This window comes from Trinickia terrae, assembly GCF_005144415.1.
Lineage (GTDB): Bacteria > Pseudomonadota > Gammaproteobacteria > Burkholderiales > Burkholderiaceae > Trinickia_A > Trinickia_A terrae.
Window position 1 is genome coordinate 132,899 of the sequence record NZ_SWJE01000005.1, and the last position, 18,861, is coordinate 151,759.

Here is an 18,861-nt window from a genome sequence, read left to right on the forward strand (position 1 = left end):
CAAAGTGGGATCACACGTAACGGAATCGGCGCCGGGCCGGCGCGCTACGTCAATCAAGTAAAGCTCTGCGCAAGCGAGCCGATCAAGAGCTGCCAGCCGTCGACCAGCACGAACAGCATCAGCTTGAACGGCAGCGAGAGCGTCGCGGGCGACACCATCATCATCCCCATCGACATCAGCACGCTCGCCACCACCATGTCGATGATCAGGAACGGAATGAAGATCGTGAAGCCGATCTGGAAGCCCGTCTTCAATTCGCTCGTCACGAACGACGGCACGAGCAGCGACAGCGGCACGTCTTCGGGTCCCTGCATTGCCCCGGCGTGCGAGATCTTCGCGAACAGCGCGAGATCGGATTCGCGCGTCTGGCGCAGCATGAAGGTCTTGAACGGCGCGAGACCGCGCGAGACCGCGGTATCCATCGGCATCGTGCCTTCGGAGAAGGGCTTGTAGCCGTCGTTGTACGCCTTGTCGAGCACGGGCGACATCACGAACAGCGTAAGGAACATCGCGATGCCGACCAGCACCTGGTTCGGCGGCGTCGTCGACAGCCCCATCGCCTGGCGCAGCAGCGACAGCACGATGATGATGCGCGTGAAGCTCGTCATCATCAGCACCATCGCCGGCAGGAACGACAGCATCGTGAGCAGCAGCATCGTCTGCACGCTCAGCGAGTAGGTCGTGCCGCCGTTCGGTCCGGGGCTCGTGTTGAAGGCGGGCAGGCCCGCGGCTTGCGCGAACGAGAGCGCCGGCAGCGCGCCGATCGCGAGCGGCAGCAGCCACGGCAGCGCGCGGCGCGCGGCCTTGATCAGCTGCCCGAAGCGTGGCGAAAGGGGATCGGTTCGCGAGGCGGCGTGCGCGTCGCGAGTGAGGGTGCGGCTTGACGGCATTTACTTGTCTCCGCTCTCGCGGCGCTGAAAACGTTTGCTCGCTTCGTCCTTCAAGGCGGTGCGAAAGCGTTGTCCGAAGCTGCCCGGCGGCGGCGCTTGCACGCCGTAGGCGGCAGAATCCGCGCCCGTGGCGCTTTCGACGCTAGCCGAGCCGGCCGGCATCGAATGCAGGAGCCGCACGTTGCCTGGCGAGGCGCCCAGCACGAGCCAGGTCTCGCCGATCTCGACGACGGCCACGCGCTCCTTGCCGCCGAGCGAGGCGCCCGCGACGACCTTGACTAGCCCCCCGCGGCTCGAAGGCTGCAAGCCGAAGCGGCGCGCGAGCCAGGCGCAGGCGAACACGAGGCCGATCACGACGATGAGGGCGACGATCGTCTGCAGCACCGCGCCGACACCGAGCGACGGCACGGCCGTGCCCGCGTTCACGCCGGAAGCGATTTGCGCGGCGTTATTGACGGCGTTCATGTCGGCGGCCAGCGCGAGGCGCGGCGCCGACGCAACCCACGCCGTCAAGGCCGCGATCGATGCCAGCGATCCGCCGGACGCGGCGCGGCGTTTCATCGATTGAGCTTCCGGATGCGCTCGGACGGCGTAATGATGTCGGTCAGGCGAATCCCGAACTTGTCGTTCACGACGACGACTTCGCCCTGCGCGATCAGGCAGCCGTTCACGAGCACGTCCATCGGTTCGCCGGCGAGGCCGTCGAGCTCGACGACCGAGCCTTGCGCGAGCTGCAGCAGGTTGCGGATCGCGATCTTGGTGCGCCCGAGCTCCACGGTCATCTGGACCGGGATGTCGAGAATCATGTCGATGTCGTTGCGCGTCGACGCGGACTCGACCTTCGACAGCGGCTGGAACACGCCGGCCGTGGCCGGGTTCACTTCGTTGTTGTTGTTCTGCTCGGCAAGCGCGCTCGCCCAGTCGTCCATGCCCGAATCCGCTTCGGCCGCGTCGGCTGCTTCGCCCATGGCGGCCACCATTTGCGCTTCGAGATCTGCCGTGCCGCTGGTTTCCGGCGTCGGGTTCAGCTCAGTCATATCCACCTTCCTTCATCGATTCTGCGGCGCTGATCATCTTCTGGACCCGCAGCGCGTATTGACCATTGAAAATGCCGTAGCCGCACTCCATCACCGGCACGCCGTCGACCTTCGCGGTGATGTGCTCGGGGATGTTGATCGGCAGCACGTCGTTGACCCGCATGTTGAGAATCTGCTCGAACGTGACGGGGATCTCGACGAGATTCGCCGTCAGCTCCACTTCCGCGGCCTGCACCTGCTGCGACAGCACGCGCACCCAGCGGCGATCCACTTCGAGCGCTTCGCCCTGGATCGGCGAGGACAGGATGTCGCGGATCGGCTCGATCATCGAGTACGGCATGCAGATGTGCAGCGTGCCGCCGGTCGGCCCGAACTCGATCGAGAACTGCGTGACGATCACGATTTCGTTGGGCGTCGCGACGTTGGCGAACTGCGTGTGCATCTCGGAGCGCACGAATTCGAACTGCAGCGGACGCACGCTCTTCCACGACGTCGTGTAGTGCTCGAACACGAGGTTGAGCAGCTTGCCGATGATGCGCTGCTCGGTCTGCGTGAAGTCGCGGCCCTCGACGCGCGTATGGAAGCGCCCGTCGCCGCCGAACAGGTTGTCGACGACGAAGAACACGAGATTCGGGTCGAACACGAAGAGCGACGTGCCGCGCAGCGGCTTCACGTGCACGAGGTTCAGGTTGGTCGGGATCGGCAGGTTGCGCGTGAACTCGCTGTACTTCTGGACCTTCACGGGGCCGACCGAGATTTCCGCGGTGCGCCTCATGAAGTTGAAGATGCCCACGCGCAACAGGCGCGCGAAGCGGTCGTTGATGATTTCGAGGCCGGGCATCCGGCCGCGCACGATCCGCTCTTGCGTGGCGATGTTGTACGGGCGCACGCCCGCGCGGCTGCTGTCGTCGGCAACCGAGTCGGTCTCGCCGGTTACGCCTTTCAGGAGGGCATCGACCTCCTCCTGGGACATGAACTCTTCGTGGCCCATTTCCTGGTTCTCGCTATCGGATAACGGTCATCGGCGCGGGTGGACTTGCCCGCGTCACTGGACTACGAATTCGGTGAACAGCACGTCCTGCACATGCGCAGGCGTGCCGCCGGCATCGGTCGGCTTCTCGACCAGCGCCTTCAGTTCGGCGGCGAGCGCGCGCTTGCCGTCGAGCGTCGCGAGGTCGTCCGGCTTCTTGTTCGACAGCGCGAGCAGGATGCGGCTGCGGATTTCCGGCATGTGCTGCGTGAGCTGCTCCTGGACCTTCGGGTCGATGAGCTTCAGCGACAGGCCGACTCGCAGATAGTGCATGTTGCCGTCGTCGGACTGGAGGTTCACCGTCATCGGCTCGAGCGCGAAGAAGATCGGCGCGGGCGGCGGCGCGGGCTTCGCTTCGCTGTGCGGCAGGCCGTCCTTCAGCAGGAAGAAGTAGGTGCCGGCCGCAGCGCCCAAGGCCGCGATCACGATGATCGTCGCGATCACGATGATGCGCTTCACTTTGCCTTTCGCGGCCGGGGCGGTCTGCTGCTGCGGTGCTGCGGTCGTCGTTGCCATTCGGGGTGCCTGCTTTTATTCCGTAGTCTGCATTGTTCTGGATCGGCGGCCTTTGCTATGGGCCGAAAAGAAGGGGGATTTTGGGTTATCTCATGCGTTTGCTGAAGAGCCTTTCTTTTGTCTGCGACGCGCTCTTTGCTTACCGAGTCTCTCTTTTTCGATGTGGCGGGGAGGTGGGCCTGTATCTTTCGCCAGGGTTTTCGCGAAAACTTTGATTTCGCGCCGTTCCGTATGGTCCGTCCCTCCCCGGGACCGGGGTTACTTTTGTCTTGCCAAAAGTAACCAAAAGCGCGTCCTGGGCGGACGGCCTGGGCCCGGAGGCACTCAGTCCTATTCGCAATAGCGTTCTGGGGGCTACCGTCTCCGCTCGCCGTACGGCCCGTTCGCACGCGGCTCGTGGTTGCTCCGCGACGAATCAAACCCACGCTGACGATCGTGAAAGGCCAGTGGCCGCGCCTCACACAAACGTATCGACCAATCCCACCTTGCGTTGTACCGTGCCCGTGACTTGCGTCGCGGATATCTGGGTGCCCGCGTCGCTCGCGTCGCCGCCACTGCCGCTTCCCCGGCCCGAGCCGCCCGCGTTCTGCTGATACGCCTGCTGTTGCGCCTGGTTCGCAAAGCCGTTGCTCACCGTCGTGCTGCCCAGGCCGATCCCGTTCGATTCCATCGCCTCGCGCAGCTTCGGCAGGGCCGCTTGCACTGCGTCGAGCACTTGCTGGTGCTGTGAGACGAACAGCGCGTGCGCGTGGTTGTCCGCCACTTGCAGCACCACCTGCAGCGGACCCAGGTCCGGCGGGTTCAGCGTCAGTTCCGCCGTCTGCTGGTGCGCGTTCGACAAGAACACCACCTTCTGGCTCAAGGCGTCTTCCCAGTCCGAGGTGCCCACCTGCGGCGAGAGCGATGCCGCCGCCGCCGTGGCGCCCGCCGCGCTCGCGTTCAGCGCCGTCGCGGCCGGAGTCAGCGCCGCGGCTTGGGCCGCCTGTGCGGCTTGCTGCGTCGCCTGCGTTGCGTTGGTCTGGTTTGCCGTCGCCTGCAGGGTCGAGGTGGCGTCCTGCGTGCCGGCGCCCGCCAGGCTGTTCGCCGCCAGCGAATCGACAAGCGAGGTCGCCGTTTCGCCGCCAGTCTGAGCCGTCGCGTGCGCCGCCGCGCCGGCAGCGAATTTGCCCTGGTTCAGCAAGACCGAGTTCGCCAGCGTCTTCGGCGTCAGCGCGCCGTTCAGGCCCGTGTCGGTGCCCGTCGTGGCGTCCGTTGCGTTCGTGCTTGCGGCCTGGCCCTGCGCGGCTGCGGCGGCGGCAGCCGCCGCGCCTGCTGCCGGGTCGCTCTGGCCCGTGACCTGCGCAATCGCTGCCTGCAAGGCCTGTTGCAGCGATTTCGCTTTCGCCGAGTCTGTCGTGCCCGTCGTCGTCGTGCCGCCCGCGCCCGTCGTTGGCAGACCGTCGGTCGTGGCGTCCGCCGTCGTGGCCGCCGCGTTCGCGGTGGAGGCGTTCGCCTGTGCCTGGGCTTGCAATTGCGCCTGCACCGCCGCGGCAACCGCCGCCGCCTGCGCCGCGGCGTTGTTCGCCGCCGCGTTCGCGTTGGTGCTCGACGTCGTGTCGCTCGTCTTGTCCGTCTTGCCGCTCGAAGCCGTGCTGCTGCTCGCGCTACCCGTGCCGCAGGCGTCGCCGCTCGATGATGTCTGCTGCGTCGGCTGGGTCTGCGATCCGTCGTTGCTCGCTGCGTTCGCGCTCGTGTCGCTCGTGCTGTTCGTGCCGTTCGCCGCGTCGCTCGATGCGCTGCTCGACGATTGCGGCGGCGTCTGGCTCGCGCTTTGCGCCGCGTTCGACTGTGCGTTCGTCTGCGTGCTGGGCGCGGGGCTCGGGGCGGGGCTCGGCGGGCTGGCTTGTTGCTGCTGTGCTTGGGCGAGGGTCTGCGAGAACGGCGTCGACGGCTGCGACGATTGCAGCAGCGACGAGGCGCTCGATGCGTCGGTCGACGTGCCCGTCGTGCCGAACAGCGAGCTCAGGAAAGAAAGGGGAGACGTCATGCGATGCCTCTTCTTAGGGTCGGTCGGATGGTTGAACGTCCAATTGCGGTTCGTGTGTGCTTCGCTGCGTCACTCGACGCTGTTGTCCGCGCGCATGCGCAGCACCTTCGCCGCGTGTTCGTCGGCCTCGCGCTGTTCGCTGCGCGCCGTTTTCAGCGCCAGCGCGGCCTCGCCGCGCGCCTGCAGGATTTCGTAGGAGCCGAGCTTGCGCTTGTGGCGCTGCCATTCGGGCTTCGCCGCTTCGAGGCGCGCCGTCGCGGCATCGAGCAGGCGCCGCTGCTGGTCGATCGCGGTGTCGAGCGTGTCGATGAAGGCCTGGAAATTGCGCCAGTTGCCGGCCGGCATGCCCGACTGCGCGGTCCGCGTGAAACGCGCGTGGTACTCGTCGCGGTATTGCAAGAGCGAGTTGAGCTGCGCTTCGACGTCGCTGCGCTCGCGCTGCACGTGGCCCAGGTGCTTGGTCGCGGCGTCGAGGTCGTCTTGCGCGAGATCGATCAGCGTTTGAATCGGAAAGTGCTTCGACATGGTCAGTCAGCCTCCCTATTGCAGTAGCGCGTCGAGCGACGCGACGCTCGGCTCGAACTCCGCGCACTCGCGGAAATGCTGTTGCAGAAACGCTTCGATGCGCGGGTACAGCGCGATCGCGCGGTCGAGCAATGCGTCGCGCCCGCTCGAATAGGCGCCGACGTTGATGAGGTCGCGGTTGCGCTGGTAGCGCGACAGCATTTGCTTGAACAGGCGCACCCGGTCGAGGTGGCGGTCGTTGATCAGCGCGGTCATCGCGCGGCTGATCGACGCTTCGATGTCGATCGCCGGGTAGTGGCCGCTTTCCGCGAGCGAGCGCGACAGCACGATGTGCCCGTCCAGGATCGCGCGCGCCGAATCGGCGATCGGGTCCTGCTGATCGTCGCCTTCGGTCAGCACCGTGTAGAACGCGGTGATCGAGCCGCCGCCTTCCGGCCCGTTGCCGGTGCGCTCGACGAGCGCGGGCAGCTTCGCGAACACCGACGGCGGGTAGCCTTTGGTCGCGGGCGGCTCGCCGATCGCGAGCGCGATCTCGCGCTGCGCCATCGCGTAGCGCGTGAGCGAATCCATCAAGAGCAGCACGTGCTTGCCCTGGTCCCGGAAGAATTCGGCGAGCGAGGTCGCGTAGGCGGCGCCCTGCATCCGCAACAGCGGCGAGACGTCGGCGGGAGCCGCGACCACCACCGAGCGCGCGATGCCGTCCTCGCCCAGGATCTGCTCGATGAACTCCTTCACTTCGCGGCCCCGTTCGCCGATCAGGCCGATCACGATCACCTCGGCGCTCGTAAAACGCGCCATCGTGCCGAGCAGCATCGACTTGCCGACGCCCGAGCCCGCGAACAGGCCCATGCGCTGGCCGCGTCCGACGGTCAGCAAGGCGTTGATCGCGCGTACGCCGACGTCGAGCACCTTGTGGATCGGCTCGCGGTTCAGCGGGTTGATCGATGGGGCCGACAGCGGCGCATCGGCCGCATTGCCGAGCGGGCCGAGCCCGTCGAGCGGGCGGCCCGAGGCGTCGACCACGCGGCCCAGCATCTCCCAGCCGACCGGCAGGCGCTTCGCGCCCGCAAGCGGGTCGGCGATCGGCGCGTTTTCGAGCGGGTAGACGCGCGCGCCGGGCAGGAGGCCCGCGACTTCGGTCGTCGGCATCAGGAACAGGCGTTCGCCCGAGAAGCCGACCACTTCGGCTTCGGCCATCTCGCGCGTGCTGCCCGCGGGCAGCTCGATCATCACCTCGGCGCCGACCGACAGGCGCAGGCCGACCGCTTCCAGCACGAGGCCGGCCGCGCGCGTGAGTCGGCCGCAGGCGCGCAGCGGTCTCGCGAGCGTGTTGCGGCTGCGCGCGGCGTGCAGCCGCGCGCGCCAGACGTTCAGGTGGGGGTTGTCGGGGGCGGCTTGCGAAGGCGCAGCGGCTTGGCGGGCGTCGGCATCGCTGTCGTCGACGGCGAGCGCGTGCGGGATTGCGGCGTCGACAAGCGGCGCCTCCGGCAAGTCGATGTCGAACGCCGGGATATCGAGCGGCGGGAGGTCGATAGCGTCCGCGCTTCGTGGCGGCGCGCTGTCGAAAGCGCGCGTCGTCAGCGGCGCATCGTCGAACGCGGGGGGCTCGGGCAGTTCGCTGGCTCCGAGCGCAGGCAAATCCGGCGGGGCGTCGTCGAACGCCGGCGGCTGCGGCGGCGCTGCGTCGAAATCGAAGCGGGGCGGAGCCAGCGGATCGGCGTCGAGCGAGGGCGCGGCCAGGTCGTTCGATAAAGCAGGCGGCTCATCAGGAAACTGAGCAGGAAACTGATCCGACAGCTCTGGAGGCAGCGTCCCGAACGAAGCCAGCGCCAATTCCCGCTCGAGCGGCGTGAGGCCGCTCGAAAGGATCTCTTCGACGGTCGGCTTCACCATGTGTTCACCTTGCCGAGGGCGGCGGCGACGCGCTCCCAGCGCGTCTTCATCGTCGCGTCCACTTCGCCGCTCGCGGCCTGCGCGCGGCAGCCGCCGCGCTCGATGCTCGCATCGGTGCGCACGTGCCAGCCGCCGCGCTTGAGCTCTTCCTGGAGGTAGGCCTCGACGACGGGCATGTCGGCCGGATTCACGATCAAGGTCGGCGCGCCCGTGAGCGCGGGCTCGGCGGCGAGCACTTCGCGCGCCGCGTCGAGCAGCGCCGCCGGGTCGTGCGTCACATGGTGGCGCACGGCCTGCTGCGCGATGTCGAGCGCGAGCTCGACCAGGTTTTCTGCGAGATGGGCCTCGACGCCGACGAGCGCCGACTTGAACGCCTCGGCGATGGCGGCCAGCCGCTCGGCGGCGAGGAGCGCCTCGGCCTGGCCTTTCTCGAAGCCTTGCGCATAGCCTTGCTCGAAGCCGGCCTGATAGCCGAGCGCCTGGCCCGCGACATGCCCCGACGCCACGCCCTGCGAATGCGCGGCGTCGCGCAGCCGCTGCAGCTCGGCCTCGAAGGCGCCGTCGTCGAACGGCTCCTCGTTGGAGGGCGGTGCCGGATCGAACGAGGCCATCTCCCAGCGCTGATACGCCGAAAGCGTCTCCTTCGAGCGTCCGGACCCGGGGCCAGTGCGCGCCGGGCCGCCCCCAGGCGCACTGGCCGCCCCCTCGGGGGGCGGCTCGCCGGTGTGCGCCGGGCCGCCCCCAAGCACACCGGCCGCCCCCTTGGGGGGCAGCTCACGGCGTGAGCTCGGGGGCTCTCTCCTGTCAGACATATGCATCTTCTGCCTTGCCGCCGAGGACTATCTGGCCGCTCTCGGCGAGGTTGCGAACGATCTGCAGGATGCGGCGCTGCTGCGTCTCGACTTCCGACACGCGCACCGGTCCGCGCGAATCGAGATCTTCGGCCAGCAGCTCGGCCGCGCGCTGCGACATGTTCGAGAGGAACTTCTGGCGCAGCGCGGGCGGCGCGCCCTTGAGCGAGATGATGAGCGCCTCCGACTCCACTTCCTTGAGCAGCAGCTGGATCGCGCGGTCTTCGAGGTCGAGCAGGTTCTCGAACACGAACATCTGGTCGATGATCTTTTGCGCGAGGTCCGCGTCGTACTGGCGGACGTTCTCGAGCACCGATTCCTCGAACGTGCTCGACATGTAGTTGAGAATCTCCGCCGCGGTGCGGATGCCGCCCATCGGGCTGCGCTTCAGGTTGTCGCTGCCGGACAAGAGGCCGGTGAGCACGTCGTCGAGCTCGCGCAGTGCGGCCGGCTGGATGCCGTCGAGCGTCGCGATCCGCAGCAGCACGTCGTTGCGCAGGCGCTCGGTGAAGCACTCGGTGATCTCGGACGCCTGGTCGCGGTCGAGGTGCACCAGGATCGTCGCGATGATCTGCGGGTGCTCGTTCTTGATGAGCTCGGCCACCGCCGCCGAATCCATCCACTTGAGGCCTTCGATGCCGCTCGTGTCGCTGCCCTGCAGGATGCGGTCGATCAGCACGCCGGCCTTGTCCTCGCCGAGCGCCTTGGTGAGCACCGAGCGGATGTAGTCGCTCGAATCGAGCGAGAGCGCCGTGTGCTTCTCCGCTTCCGAGACGAAGTCCTGCAGCACGTCCTCGACCTGCTCGCGCGTCACGTTCTGGAGCGCGGCCATCGCGCTGCCGATCTTCTGCACTTCGCGCGGCCCGAGGAACTTGAAGACTTCCGCGGCCTCTTCCTCGCCGATCGACATCAGCAGGAGCGCGCTTTTGGTTACACCTTCCGTGCTCATGATGCCTCCCGCTGGGCCGCCCCGAGGGAGGCATCCGCCCCCTCGGGGGGCAGCGAACAATAGTGAGCGTGGGGGTAGTTCATTCAGACACCCAGTTTTTCACGACCGTCGCCACGATCTTCGGGTCCTGGCGGGCGATCGTGCGCGCGTACTCCAGGTTCCGCTCGAATTTCTGCTTGTGGTTCTCGAACGACAGCAGGTCCACGCTCACGCCGTCGTCGTCGATGCCGGCCGCCTTCTCGCCGTTGGCGGCCGGGACGCCGTCCAGCAGGATCGGCTCGCCCGCCGAGCCGATCGCGACGGCCGACGACATCGGCTCGGCCGGCTGGGGCGGCGGCGGGAAGGCGCGGCGCAGCGCCGGCCTCACCATCGCGAAGTAGAGGAACAGGGCCACCGCGCCGATGCCGAGCCAGGTCGCGATCTGCTTGTAGAGCGCGAGCATGTCGGGCGTGCGCCACCACGGGATGTTCGCGAGCGGATCGTCGATCTTCGTGAAGGCGCTGTTGACGACGTTTACCGAGTCGCCGCGCTGCGCGTCGTAGCCCATCGCGTCCTTCACGAGCTGGTCGACCTTGGCGAGCAGGTCGGCCGGCACGGGCTGCATCGTGACGTGGCCACGGGCGTCCGTGATCGGCATGTTGTTGATCACCACCGCGACCGACAGGCGCTTGATGCTGCCGATCGGCTGCTCGACGTGGCGGACCGTCTTGTCGAGCTCGTAGTTGGTCGTCGCATCCTTGCGCTGGCTCGTCGGCGTCGAGGCCGTCGTGCTCGCGCCGCTCGCGGGCGCGTCGATCGGCGCGGAAGCCGGCTGCGGCGGCGTGTTCGAGAGCGCGCCCGGCACGCCCTGCGCCGCGCCCGTCGACGATTCCGTCGAGGCGCTCGTCTGCTGGCTGCGGATCGAAGCCTGCTGCGGGTTGCCGTTCGGGCCGTACGACTCGGCGGTCTGCTCGACGTGCGAGAAGTCGAGGTCGGCGCTCACCTGCGAGTGCGCGTTGCCGGCGCCGAACAGCGGCCCGAGGATCGCGTCGATGCGCTGCTGCGTGTCGTGCTCGATCTGGCGCTGGTACTTGAGCTGGGTCGGATCGAGCCCGGCGCTCGACGACGACTGCGTGAGCAGGTTGCCGTCCTGGTCGACGATCGTCACGTTCTTGACCGGCATGTCGGGCACGGCGGAGGCCACCATGTGCGTGACCGCGACCACCTGGCCTTCGTCGAGCGCGCGGCCCGGATACAGGTTGACGAGCACCGAGGCGGAGGGCGCCTCCTTGTCGCGCACGAACACGGACGGCTTCGGGATCGCGAGATGCACGCGCGCCTCGCGCACGGTCGAGATCGACTCGACGGTCTTCTCGAGCTCGCCTTCGAGCGCGCGCTGGTAGTTGATCTGCTCGGCGAACTGGCTGATGCCGAACTTCTGGTTGTCCATCAATTCGAAGCCGACCGAGCCGCCCTTGGGCAGGCCCTGCGCGGCGAGCCGCAGGCGCATCTCGTGAACCTGGTCGGACGGCACGAGGATGGCGCCGCCGCCCTCGGCGAACTTGTACGGGACGTTGGCCTGCTGGAGCGCGGTGATGATTGCGCCGCCGTCGCGGTCGGAGAGGTTGCTGAACAGCACCTTGTAGTCCGGCGCGCGCGACCACAGGTAGAGCGCGGCGACCACGGCGACGAGCACCGCCACGGCGATGATCAGCGGCGCGCGCGGGTTGCCGCGCATCTGCGAGATCGACGACAGGCGCGAACTGAAGCCGCCGCCGAGGTCCGCCGCTCCGCCGGCGCCGGCCGGCAGCGCGGCGGCGCCCGCGGCGGCAGGCTGCGCGCCCGTCAGGCCCACGCGGGTGTCGGGGTTGATCAAAGAGTTGGCCTGCGAATCCATGCGTCTGGGTTCTCCGGAATGCGGGTCGGTCCTGGCTGCGAAGCGCCTGCGGCGCCCACGCTTACGGACACTTTCACGAAGGGGATTATCCGCAGGGGCGCGCAACTTCATTGGTTGAATAGAGCCGGGTTTTCCCTCTACTTTCACGGCTTTGGCAAAGTGGCCGCTGCTATGCTCGCTGTCAGGTTTTTTACTGGACCGGCGCGTCCCGCACGCCTTGCTTACAAACGATTTACGCGAGCGGCGCGGCGCCGGCTCCCCAACCGTGGAGCAACCATGACTGTCAATGCGATGAACTCGGCGCTGCAGGCGATCCAGACGATGGCCACCCAGGCCGCGGACAGCTTCGAAGGGCCGGTGCAGGCGCAAAGCTCGGGCGCGGCGACGGCCGGCACGTTTTCGGCGACGCTCAAGGCGTCGCTCGACAAGATCAGCGAGGCTCAGCAGAAAGCCGCCGGCGAATCGCAGGCGTTCGAGCTGGGCGCGCCGAACGTGTCGCTGAACGACGTGATGGTCGACATGCAGAAAGCCAACATCGGCTTCCAGTTCGGGCTGCAGGTGCGCAACAAGCTCGTGTCGGCCTACAACGAGATCTCGCAGATGCCGGTGTAACCGGCCGGCGGCCGGCTCCGTGCGGGCTGCTGCACAAGCGCGGGGATACCTTGCTCGGAAGGGCCTAAAGCTTTCGCAGCGCGATCCGATAACCTCGATACGAGGCTCGCGATCGCGATGCCGGCCACCAACAGCAGACCACAGGAGGAGCGCCGATGTATTCCCCAGGACACTCTGGAGCGAGCGCGTATGCGCGCGTCGGCGTCGAGACCGGGGTCATGGGCGCAAATCCGCACCGTCTGATCGCCATGCTCTATCAAGGCGCGCGGCAGGCCATCGCGCAGGCGCGCATGCATTTCCAGCAGAACAACGTCGGCCCGCGCGGCGAGGCGATCGGCAAGGCGATCCGGATCGTCGACAGCGGCCTGAAGGCCTCTCTCAATCTGGAAGCGGGCGGCGAGGTCGCCGCGCGGCTCGACGCTCTCTACAGCTACATGACCAAGCGGCTTCTCGAGGCGAACGTGATGCAAAGCGAAGCGATGCTGGTCGAGGTCGACCGGCTGCTCGCGACGCTCGAAGAAGCCTGGATCGGAATTGCCCCAGAAATCGCGAAGATGGCGGCACAGCCATCTCCGGAAAGCAATAGATGAACCAGAACGCAGAATATTTCGCGCGATACGAAGCGATCGCGGCGGTGTCGCACCGCATGCTCGCCGCTGCGCGCCGCGCGCTGTGGAACGAGCTGATCGGTCTGCAGGAGGAATACCTCATGCTCGTCGACGGACTGAAGGACGCCGAAGCGAACGTGACGCTCAATGAACGGGAGCGGGCGCGCAAGTTCGACTTGATCCGCCAGATCCTCGCCGACGATGCCGCGATCCGCGACCTGGCGAGCCCGAGCGTCGCTCGCCTGTCGGCGCTGTTCGCCGAGCGGCCGGTGCGCGTGCTGAAGGAGCTGTACGGCGCGCGCTGAGAATTTTGTTTTTTGCGCCGGCATTTTGCTTTGGCATCATGCAAGCGTCCACGCAACACCCTGCCTCGAACCGCATTCACCTCAACCTTGTAGGCAGCACGTCTGCCCGGCGCGAAAGGACTTGGCATGACCGGAATCGACACTGCCATCGCGTCTGTCCTTGCGAGCCGCATCGATAGCTTGCTGACCAACGGCGTCGGCTCGTTTTCCAACACCACGACCGCGCAGACCGGCGCCTCCGCGCTCGCCGCCGATACGACCAACGCGCTCGCCGGCCTCACCGGCGCGATTCCCGACCCGCAGGCTTCCGCGCAGACCGTCTTGTCCGAAGTCGCGCTGACCCTCGATGCGATCTCGCGCTTCGGCGGCGAGGCGACCCCCGCCGTGGTCGGCGAGGCGCCGATCTGGCCCGCGCCGCCCGCGATCAACGTGTCGGCGGGGGCGAGTGCGGATCTGTTTCCGTCCGATGCCGGGGCGTCGGCGTCCGCAGGGGCGGGCGCCGCCGACGGGGCGGGGGCTTTTTCGACGGCCGCCGCGCAGCAGACGCAAGGCGCGTCACTCAGCGTCTCGACCGTGCCGGTCAGCGCGCTCGCATCCGCGCTCGCGCAGACCGTTTCCGACAGCGGTCTGTTCTACGAATCCCATCTCGCGCAGTGGCTGTCCGGCTTGCGCATGGTCGACTCGCTTGCGAGCGAGCCGCAGACGCGCCTCGCCGCCGGCCAGGGCCAACTGCCGCTGCCATGGGGGGGCACGCCGGCCGCACAGGCCGACGACGCGACGCTGAGCTCGTGGCTCGACGGGCATGCCTCGTCGTTCTTCGGCTCGGGCAATGCACCGGACGCGGCCCAAGGCGCGGCGGCGCATGCCGCGCAGAACGGCCCGGCCGCGCAGCAGAATGCGCCGTTCGCGGGATACGCGCAGGCGGCGGCGCGTCCGGCAATGGCGTTCGCCCAGGACACCCTGTTCGGCGCGGGCCCCAGTTCGGGCGGCGGCGCGGCTGGCCATTCGGCGCAGGCTGCTTCGGCGCAGCAGGCGGGCAATGCCGGGGCGACCGCGCCGTCCTCGATCGCGGCGTCGATCCATCCGGCGACGATCCCGCTCGTGCGCCAGCAGCTCGACTTGCTAGCGACCGACCAATTCCGCTGGACCGGCGAAGTCTGGCCCGGCACCAAGCTCGACTGGACCATCGAGCCCGACGGCGGCCACCGCCGCGCCGACTCGCTCGACGACCAGCCCGCGTGGCGCACGCGCCTCACGCTGGCGCTGCCGACGCTCGGCACCGTCGATGCGGAACTGACGCTGACGGGCACGCGGCTCGTCGCGCGCGTGCAGGCGAGCCCGGGCGGCGCCGCGCGCCTCGCCGCGCAAGGCGACGCGTTCCGGCTGCGGCTGCAGGCGGCCGGCATCGAACTCGCCGGCCTGTCGATCCGCGAGATCGGCGGGACGAGCCCGGCGAGCGGCGCGAGTCCGGCTGCGGCGGCGTTTGCCTACGCGCGCTCGGCGGCGGCGAGCGTCGATGCGCACGACGTGATCGACGCCGAGGTGATCGACAAGCCGGCGGGCATGCCCCCGGCGCCGGCCGCGCCCGCCAAGCCGGCGAGCACGAGTCCGCTCGATCGCCTCTTCCACGATCCGTTCGAATGGGGCGGCGCATGAGCCCGATGCCGCGCAAGAGCGCAGCGGCGCTCGTCTACGACACGAAAAACGGCGACGCTGCGCCGCGCGTGATCGCGAAGGGCTATGGCCTCGTCGCCGAGATGATCGTGCAGCGCGCGCAGGAGGCGGGGCTCTACGTGCATACGGCGCCTGAGATGGTGTCGCTGCTGATGCAGGTGGATCTCGATTCGCGGATTCCGCCCGACCTTTACAAGGCGGTCGCGGAGCTGCTGGCGTGGCTGTACCGGCTCGAGAGCGGGGCCGGGGATGCGGCGCCGGAGGCGGCCGTGGTGGTGGCCGAGGCGGCGCCTCAGGAAAGCGGCGAGGCGCGCTGAGAGGCGCGCTGGGTCCGCTATCCCGGAAACAGTTCGATTGAGCCATGCGCAAGGTTGTGCAATGATTCAACCTTTCGTTTTGTAATGGTCTGATGGGTAGGGTGGGCTGCTTGAGCGGCCGCGCGCCGGTCCATCGCAGACCTGCGCATGGAGCCTCCCGTTGAACGCACCCGAAACCCTCGGCCTGAAACCCGCCGCGCGCGGCGAAACCCCTCTCGCCTCGGCCGCATCGCATATCGACCACGCCCAGCAGGCCGAGCGCCAGCGCCGCTCGCGCCGGGCGACCTTTATCAAATGGCTGCGCAAGGTGCATGGCTGGGTCGGCCTGTGGGGCGCTGCGCTGGGGCTCCTGTTCGGCACCACGGGCTTTTTGCTGAATCACCGCGCCGGGCCGTTGCAGATCTCGCCGGGCAAGCCGCAGGTCGAGCAGTTGCAGATTGCCTTGCCGCAGCCGGCGCCTTCCTCGCCCGACGCGATGGCTGACTGGCTCAAGGGCGAGTTGCAATCCGACGGCCGCGTCGGCAAGGTGAAGAAAGAGCCCGCGCACCCCGTCGCTTGGGGCGACCGCCAGACGGTTCAGCCCGAGTTCTGGCAATTCAACATTTCCGGGCCGAAGAACGGCGTTCAAGCCGAGTATTGGGTGGGCAACGGCTTCGTGTCGGTCAAGCGCTCGCAGAACTCGTTTTTCGCCACGCTCAACAACCTGCACAAGGGCACCGGCTTGAGCGTCGGCTGGGTGCTGCTCATCGATACGCTCGCGGGCGCGATCATCCTGCTGTCGCTGACCGGCGTGCTGCTGTGGACCGAGCTGAACAAGCGGCGCACGGTGGGCGTCGTGCTGGTGGCGGGGTCGGTCGGGGCGGCGTTGCTGGCGGGGTTGATCTGAACATAGGCGTCTGAAGACGCCTCAAACCTCGCACGCCGACCCGCCGCCCGCAGCCATCTCCCGTGCGGCCTTGGCGCCTTCCACCTGCAGGATCATCGGCAGCGATACGCCGTTCTTCGCGGCGGTCACTTCCGCGAGGATCGACACCGCGATCTCCGGCGGCGTGCGGCTGCCGATGTAGATGCCGACCGGCCCGTGCAGCCGCGCGAGCTCCGCCTCGCTCAAGTCGAACTCCTTGAGCCGCTCGCGCCGCGCCGCGTTGTTGCGCCGCGAGCCCAGCGCGCCGACGTAGAAGGCCGGCGTCTTCAGCGCCTCCATCAGCGCGAGATCGTCGAGCTTCGGGTCGTGCGTGAGCGCGATCACGGCGCAGCGCTCGTCGAGCTTCATGTCGAGCACGGTGTCGTCGGGCATCGTGCGCACGATCGTCGTGCCGCGCAGGTCCCACTCCTCGGTGTATTCCTCGCGCGGGTCGCAGACGGTCACCTGGTAGTCGAGGCCGACCGCGATGTTGCACAGGTAGCGCGAGAGCTGCCCCGCGCCGATCACGAGCATCCGGTAGCGCGGGCCGTGGATCGTCAAGAGGCGCTTCTCGTCGAAGTCGACGCCGTCGGTCGCCTGCGCGGGGCCGAGGCTGGCTGCGCCCGTCGCCATGTCGAGCGTGCGCGCGACGAGCCTGCCCGCCTGCACGGCGTCGAGCAGCCCGCGAATGCCGCTCGCCTTCGTCAGCGGCTCGAGCACGAGCTGGATCGTGCCGCCGCAGGGCAGGCCGAAGCGATGCGCCTCCTCGGCCGTGATGCCGTACTTCACCGCTTCCGGCCGCTGCTGCTCGATGCCGAGCCGGCGCACCCGGTCGATCAGGTCGTCTTCGATGCAGCCGCCCGAGACCGAGCCGATCACGAGCCCGTCGTCGCGCACCGCGAGCATCGCGCCCTCGGGACGCGGCGACGAGCCCCAGGTCTTCACCACCGTGACCAGCAACGCGCGATGCCCTTCGTCGAGCCATCGCGCGCTCGACTTCAAAACTTCGAGATCCACGCTTTCCATGACTTGCTTCCCTTTCCCGTGTGCGCCGATTCCGCGGCGTCCTCTGCGCTGTTTGCGCGCGAAGTGTCTTCGCTTTCGTCTTCGTCTTCTTCCGCTTCGCCCGCGGCTTCGAGCGCTTCGCCGTTTGCCGGAGTCTCACCCGTCACCTGCGCCGAAAAGCGCTTGAAGAACTCGCCCGCGATCTTGCGCGCCGCGCCGTCGACGAGCCGCGAGCCGATCTGCGCGAGCTTGCCGCCGATCTGCGCGTGCGCGGTGTAGGTGAGCTTCGTCGATTCGTTGCCTTCGGGCTCGAGCGTCACGTGCGCGCTGCCTTTGCCGAAGCCGGCCGCGCCGCCTTGTCCTTCGAAGACGATCGTGTAGGTGTTTGGCGCGTCGATGTCGGTGAGCAGCATACGGCCTTTGAAACGCGCTTTCACCGGGCCGACCGAGGCGCTCAGCGACACCGCGTAAGCGTTTTCGCCATCCGCCTCGATGGTTTCGCAACCGGGAATCGACGCCTGCAGGATCGTGGTGTCGTTCAACGCTTCCCACGTGCGCCGTTGCGGCACGGGCAGCGTATAGCTTTCCGTCAATTCCATCTCATCGCTCCTTCGTGAATGAGGCCGGCGCGGCCGCGAGGGGCGCGCGTCAGGTGGGCGAAGTCCCGGCCGAACGCGGCGAGGCTTTCCAGATTATGAACCGGACGGTGTGCATCGACATGGGGCAGGATCGCCTGCACGCCGCGGGCGCGCGGCGAGAACTCCGCGAACCGCAAGAGCGGGTTGAGCCACACGAGGCGGTGCGCGAAGCGCGCGAGGCGCGCCATTTCGGCGTCGAGCACGTCGATCGCCTCGTGGTCGAGGCCGTCGGTGACGAGCAGCACCGTGGCGCGGCCCGACAGCACGCGGCGCGCCCAGCGCCTATTGAACTCGGCGAGCGCGGCGCCGATGCGCGTGCCGCCCGACCAGTCGACGACTTGTTCGGCGAGCGCCGCGATCGCCACGTCGGGATCGCGTTCGCGCAGCGCGCGCGTCGCGTTCGTCAGGCGCGTGCCGAACAGGAACACCTGCAGGCGCTCGCGCGATTGCAGCAGGGCGTGGCAGAAGTAGAGCACCGCGCGCGAGTAGCTGCTCATCGAGCCGGAGATGTCGAGCAGTAGGACGAGCGGCGGCTTGCGCCTGACGGCGGCGCGGTACTTCCAGACAGTCCAGTCGCCGCCCGCGCGCACCGCGTGGCGCGCGCTCGCGCGCAGGTCTGCGTGCGTGCCGTGCGAGGCGGCTTTGAGGCGCCGCGTTGGCTCGGTCGCGAGCGAGACGCGCTGGCCGCGGATCAGGTGGCGCAGCGCGCGCCATTCGTCGGCGGTGAGGGTGTCGAAGTCGCGATGGCGCAGGTGCTCTTCCGAGCTGAACGTGACGCGCGCGACGAGCTCCCGTGGCGCGCGCTCGGGCCGCTGCTCCTGCCTTTGCTGATCGCGCCGCGCCGCGAGCGCGTCGGCGAGACGATTGTTGCGCACCGGCGGCGGCATGCCGCTCTTCACCTTTGGCAGCAGGAGCGTGCGCAGTTTGCCTTCCCAGTCGGGGTCGCGCCAGAAGAGGTCGAAGGCGGCGTCGAACACCTCGCGCTCGTCCGGCGCGGTGACGACGAGCGCCGCCAGCGCCGCGCGCACGTCGTCGCGGCGCTCGATGCCGGTCAGGCGCAGCGCGGCGAGCGCATCGACCGCGTGCGCCGGCGACATCGGCAGCCCCGCGCCGCGCAACAGGCGCACGAAGTGCACGACGTTGCGCGCGAGCATCGGCTGGGCGTCGCGCGAGGCTGTCGACGAAGGCGCGAGCGTCGCCATGCC

At 68.3% G+C, this 18,861-nt stretch carries 20 protein-coding genes; 6 read left to right on the top strand and 14 right to left on the bottom strand.

Annotated features, from left to right (window positions below):
* Positions 1 to 53 precede the first annotated feature (53 nt).
* The 11 genes from fliP to fliF all read right to left on the bottom strand — a co-directional run bounded on the left by fliP (position 54) and on the right by fliF (position 11,593).
* On the bottom strand, positions 54 to 890 hold the full coding sequence (gene fliP / locus FAZ69_RS09970; RefSeq protein ID WP_136893875.1) for a flagellar type III secretion system pore protein FliP: 837 nt from the start codon (positions 888 to 890) through the stop codon (positions 54 to 56).
* Complete coding sequence (gene fliO, locus FAZ69_RS09975) at positions 891 to 1,451, bottom strand: flagellar biosynthetic protein FliO (RefSeq protein ID WP_136893877.1); 561 nt, start codon at positions 1,449 to 1,451, stop codon at positions 891 to 893.
* Positions 1,448 to 1,927: a flagellar motor switch protein FliN gene (gene fliN, locus FAZ69_RS09980; protein WP_136893879.1), complete on the bottom strand. Its 480-nt coding sequence runs from the start codon at positions 1,925 to 1,927 to the stop codon at positions 1,448 to 1,450. The genes fliO and fliN overlap by 4 nt, the downstream gene beginning before the upstream one ends.
* Positions 1,920 to 2,918: a flagellar motor switch protein FliM gene (gene fliM, locus FAZ69_RS09985; RefSeq protein WP_136893881.1), complete on the bottom strand. Its 999-nt coding sequence runs from the start codon at positions 2,916 to 2,918 to the stop codon at positions 1,920 to 1,922. The genes fliN and fliM overlap by 8 nt, the downstream gene beginning before the upstream one ends.
* 54 nt (positions 2,919 to 2,972) lie before the next feature.
* The gene (fliL, locus tag FAZ69_RS09990; protein WP_136893883.1) at positions 2,973 to 3,473 is read right to left on the bottom strand and encodes a flagellar basal body-associated protein FliL; all 501 of its coding nucleotides are present in this window, start codon (positions 3,471 to 3,473) and stop codon (positions 2,973 to 2,975) included.
* A gap of 457 nt (positions 3,474 to 3,930) precedes the next feature.
* Positions 3,931 to 5,499 carry a flagellar hook-length control protein FliK gene (locus FAZ69_RS09995; RefSeq protein WP_136893884.1) on the bottom strand — a complete coding sequence of 523 codons (1,569 nt, stop codon included), beginning with the start codon at positions 5,497 to 5,499 and terminating at the stop codon, positions 3,931 to 3,933.
* 69 nt (positions 5,500 to 5,568) lie between these two features.
* On the bottom strand, positions 5,569 to 6,024 hold the full coding sequence (gene fliJ / locus FAZ69_RS10000; RefSeq protein WP_136893886.1) for a flagellar export protein FliJ: 456 nt from the start codon (positions 6,022 to 6,024) through the stop codon (positions 5,569 to 5,571).
* A gap of 15 nt (positions 6,025 to 6,039) precedes the next feature.
* Entirely contained in the window at positions 6,040 to 7,917 is a 1,878-nt protein-coding gene (fliI, locus tag FAZ69_RS10005; protein ID WP_240702171.1) for a flagellar protein export ATPase FliI, read from the bottom strand.
* Entirely contained in the window at positions 7,911 to 8,729 is an 819-nt protein-coding gene (gene fliH, locus FAZ69_RS10010) for a flagellar assembly protein FliH (protein WP_136893888.1), read from the bottom strand. The genes fliI and fliH overlap by 7 nt, the downstream gene beginning before the upstream one ends.
* A complete protein-coding gene (gene fliG / locus FAZ69_RS10015) occupies positions 8,722 to 9,717 on the bottom strand; it encodes a flagellar motor switch protein FliG (protein ID WP_136893890.1) in 996 nt (331 codons plus the stop codon). Before fliG ends, fliH begins: the two co-directional genes overlap by 8 nt.
* A 79-nt stretch (positions 9,718 to 9,796) precedes the next feature.
* The gene (gene fliF / locus FAZ69_RS10020) at positions 9,797 to 11,593 is read right to left on the bottom strand and encodes a flagellar basal-body MS-ring/collar protein FliF (RefSeq protein WP_136893892.1); all 1,797 of its coding nucleotides are present in this window, start codon (positions 11,591 to 11,593) and stop codon (positions 9,797 to 9,799) included.
* Between the two features lie 276 nt (positions 11,594 to 11,869).
* On the opposite strand from fliF, the gene fliE reads away from it, so the two are divergent.
* From fliE to FAZ69_RS10050, 6 genes are all read left to right on the top strand, one after another.
* Positions 11,870 to 12,205 carry a flagellar hook-basal body complex protein FliE gene (fliE, locus tag FAZ69_RS10025; RefSeq protein WP_136893893.1) on the top strand — a complete coding sequence of 112 codons (336 nt, stop codon included), beginning with the start codon at positions 11,870 to 11,872 and terminating at the stop codon, positions 12,203 to 12,205.
* Positions 12,206 to 12,360: 155 nt separating this feature from the next.
* Positions 12,361 to 12,795, top strand: coding sequence for a flagellar export chaperone FliS (fliS, locus tag FAZ69_RS10030; RefSeq protein ID WP_136893895.1), 435 nt, complete (start codon positions 12,361 to 12,363; stop codon positions 12,793 to 12,795).
* On the top strand, positions 12,792 to 13,118 hold the full coding sequence (locus tag FAZ69_RS10035; protein WP_136893897.1) for a flagellar protein FliT: 327 nt from the start codon (positions 12,792 to 12,794) through the stop codon (positions 13,116 to 13,118). Before fliS ends, FAZ69_RS10035 begins: the two co-directional genes overlap by 4 nt.
* A 126-nt stretch (positions 13,119 to 13,244) precedes the next feature.
* The gene (gene fliK / locus FAZ69_RS10040; protein ID WP_136893899.1) at positions 13,245 to 14,774 is read left to right on the top strand and encodes a flagellar hook-length control protein FliK; all 1,530 of its coding nucleotides are present in this window, start codon (positions 13,245 to 13,247) and stop codon (positions 14,772 to 14,774) included.
* Positions 14,771 to 15,109 carry an EscU/YscU/HrcU family type III secretion system export apparatus switch protein gene (locus tag FAZ69_RS10045; RefSeq protein WP_136893901.1) on the top strand — a complete coding sequence of 113 codons (339 nt, stop codon included), beginning with the start codon at positions 14,771 to 14,773 and terminating at the stop codon, positions 15,107 to 15,109. Before fliK ends, FAZ69_RS10045 begins: the two co-directional genes overlap by 4 nt.
* 160 nt (positions 15,110 to 15,269) lie before the next feature.
* Complete coding sequence (locus FAZ69_RS10050) at positions 15,270 to 15,995, top strand: PepSY-associated TM helix domain-containing protein (protein WP_136893903.1); 726 nt, start codon at positions 15,270 to 15,272, stop codon at positions 15,993 to 15,995.
* 21 nt (positions 15,996 to 16,016) lie between these two features.
* Here FAZ69_RS10050 and FAZ69_RS10055 read toward each other — a convergent pair whose 3' ends face one another.
* Genes FAZ69_RS10055 through FAZ69_RS10065 form a run of 3 tightly spaced genes read right to left on the bottom strand, consistent with a single transcriptional unit; the run spans position 16,017 to position 18,858 of the window.
* Entirely contained in the window at positions 16,017 to 17,039 is a 1,023-nt protein-coding gene (locus FAZ69_RS10055) for an XdhC family protein (RefSeq protein ID WP_136893905.1), read from the bottom strand.
* Positions 17,012 to 17,617, bottom strand: coding sequence for an SRPBCC family protein (locus FAZ69_RS10060; protein WP_136893907.1), 606 nt, complete (start codon positions 17,615 to 17,617; stop codon positions 17,012 to 17,014). The genes FAZ69_RS10055 and FAZ69_RS10060 overlap by 28 nt, the downstream gene beginning before the upstream one ends.
* Positions 17,608 to 18,858, bottom strand: coding sequence for a vWA domain-containing protein (locus FAZ69_RS10065; protein WP_136893910.1), 1,251 nt, complete (start codon positions 18,856 to 18,858; stop codon positions 17,608 to 17,610). The genes FAZ69_RS10060 and FAZ69_RS10065 overlap by 10 nt, the downstream gene beginning before the upstream one ends.
* Between the last annotated feature and the right edge of the window lie 3 nt (positions 18,859 to 18,861).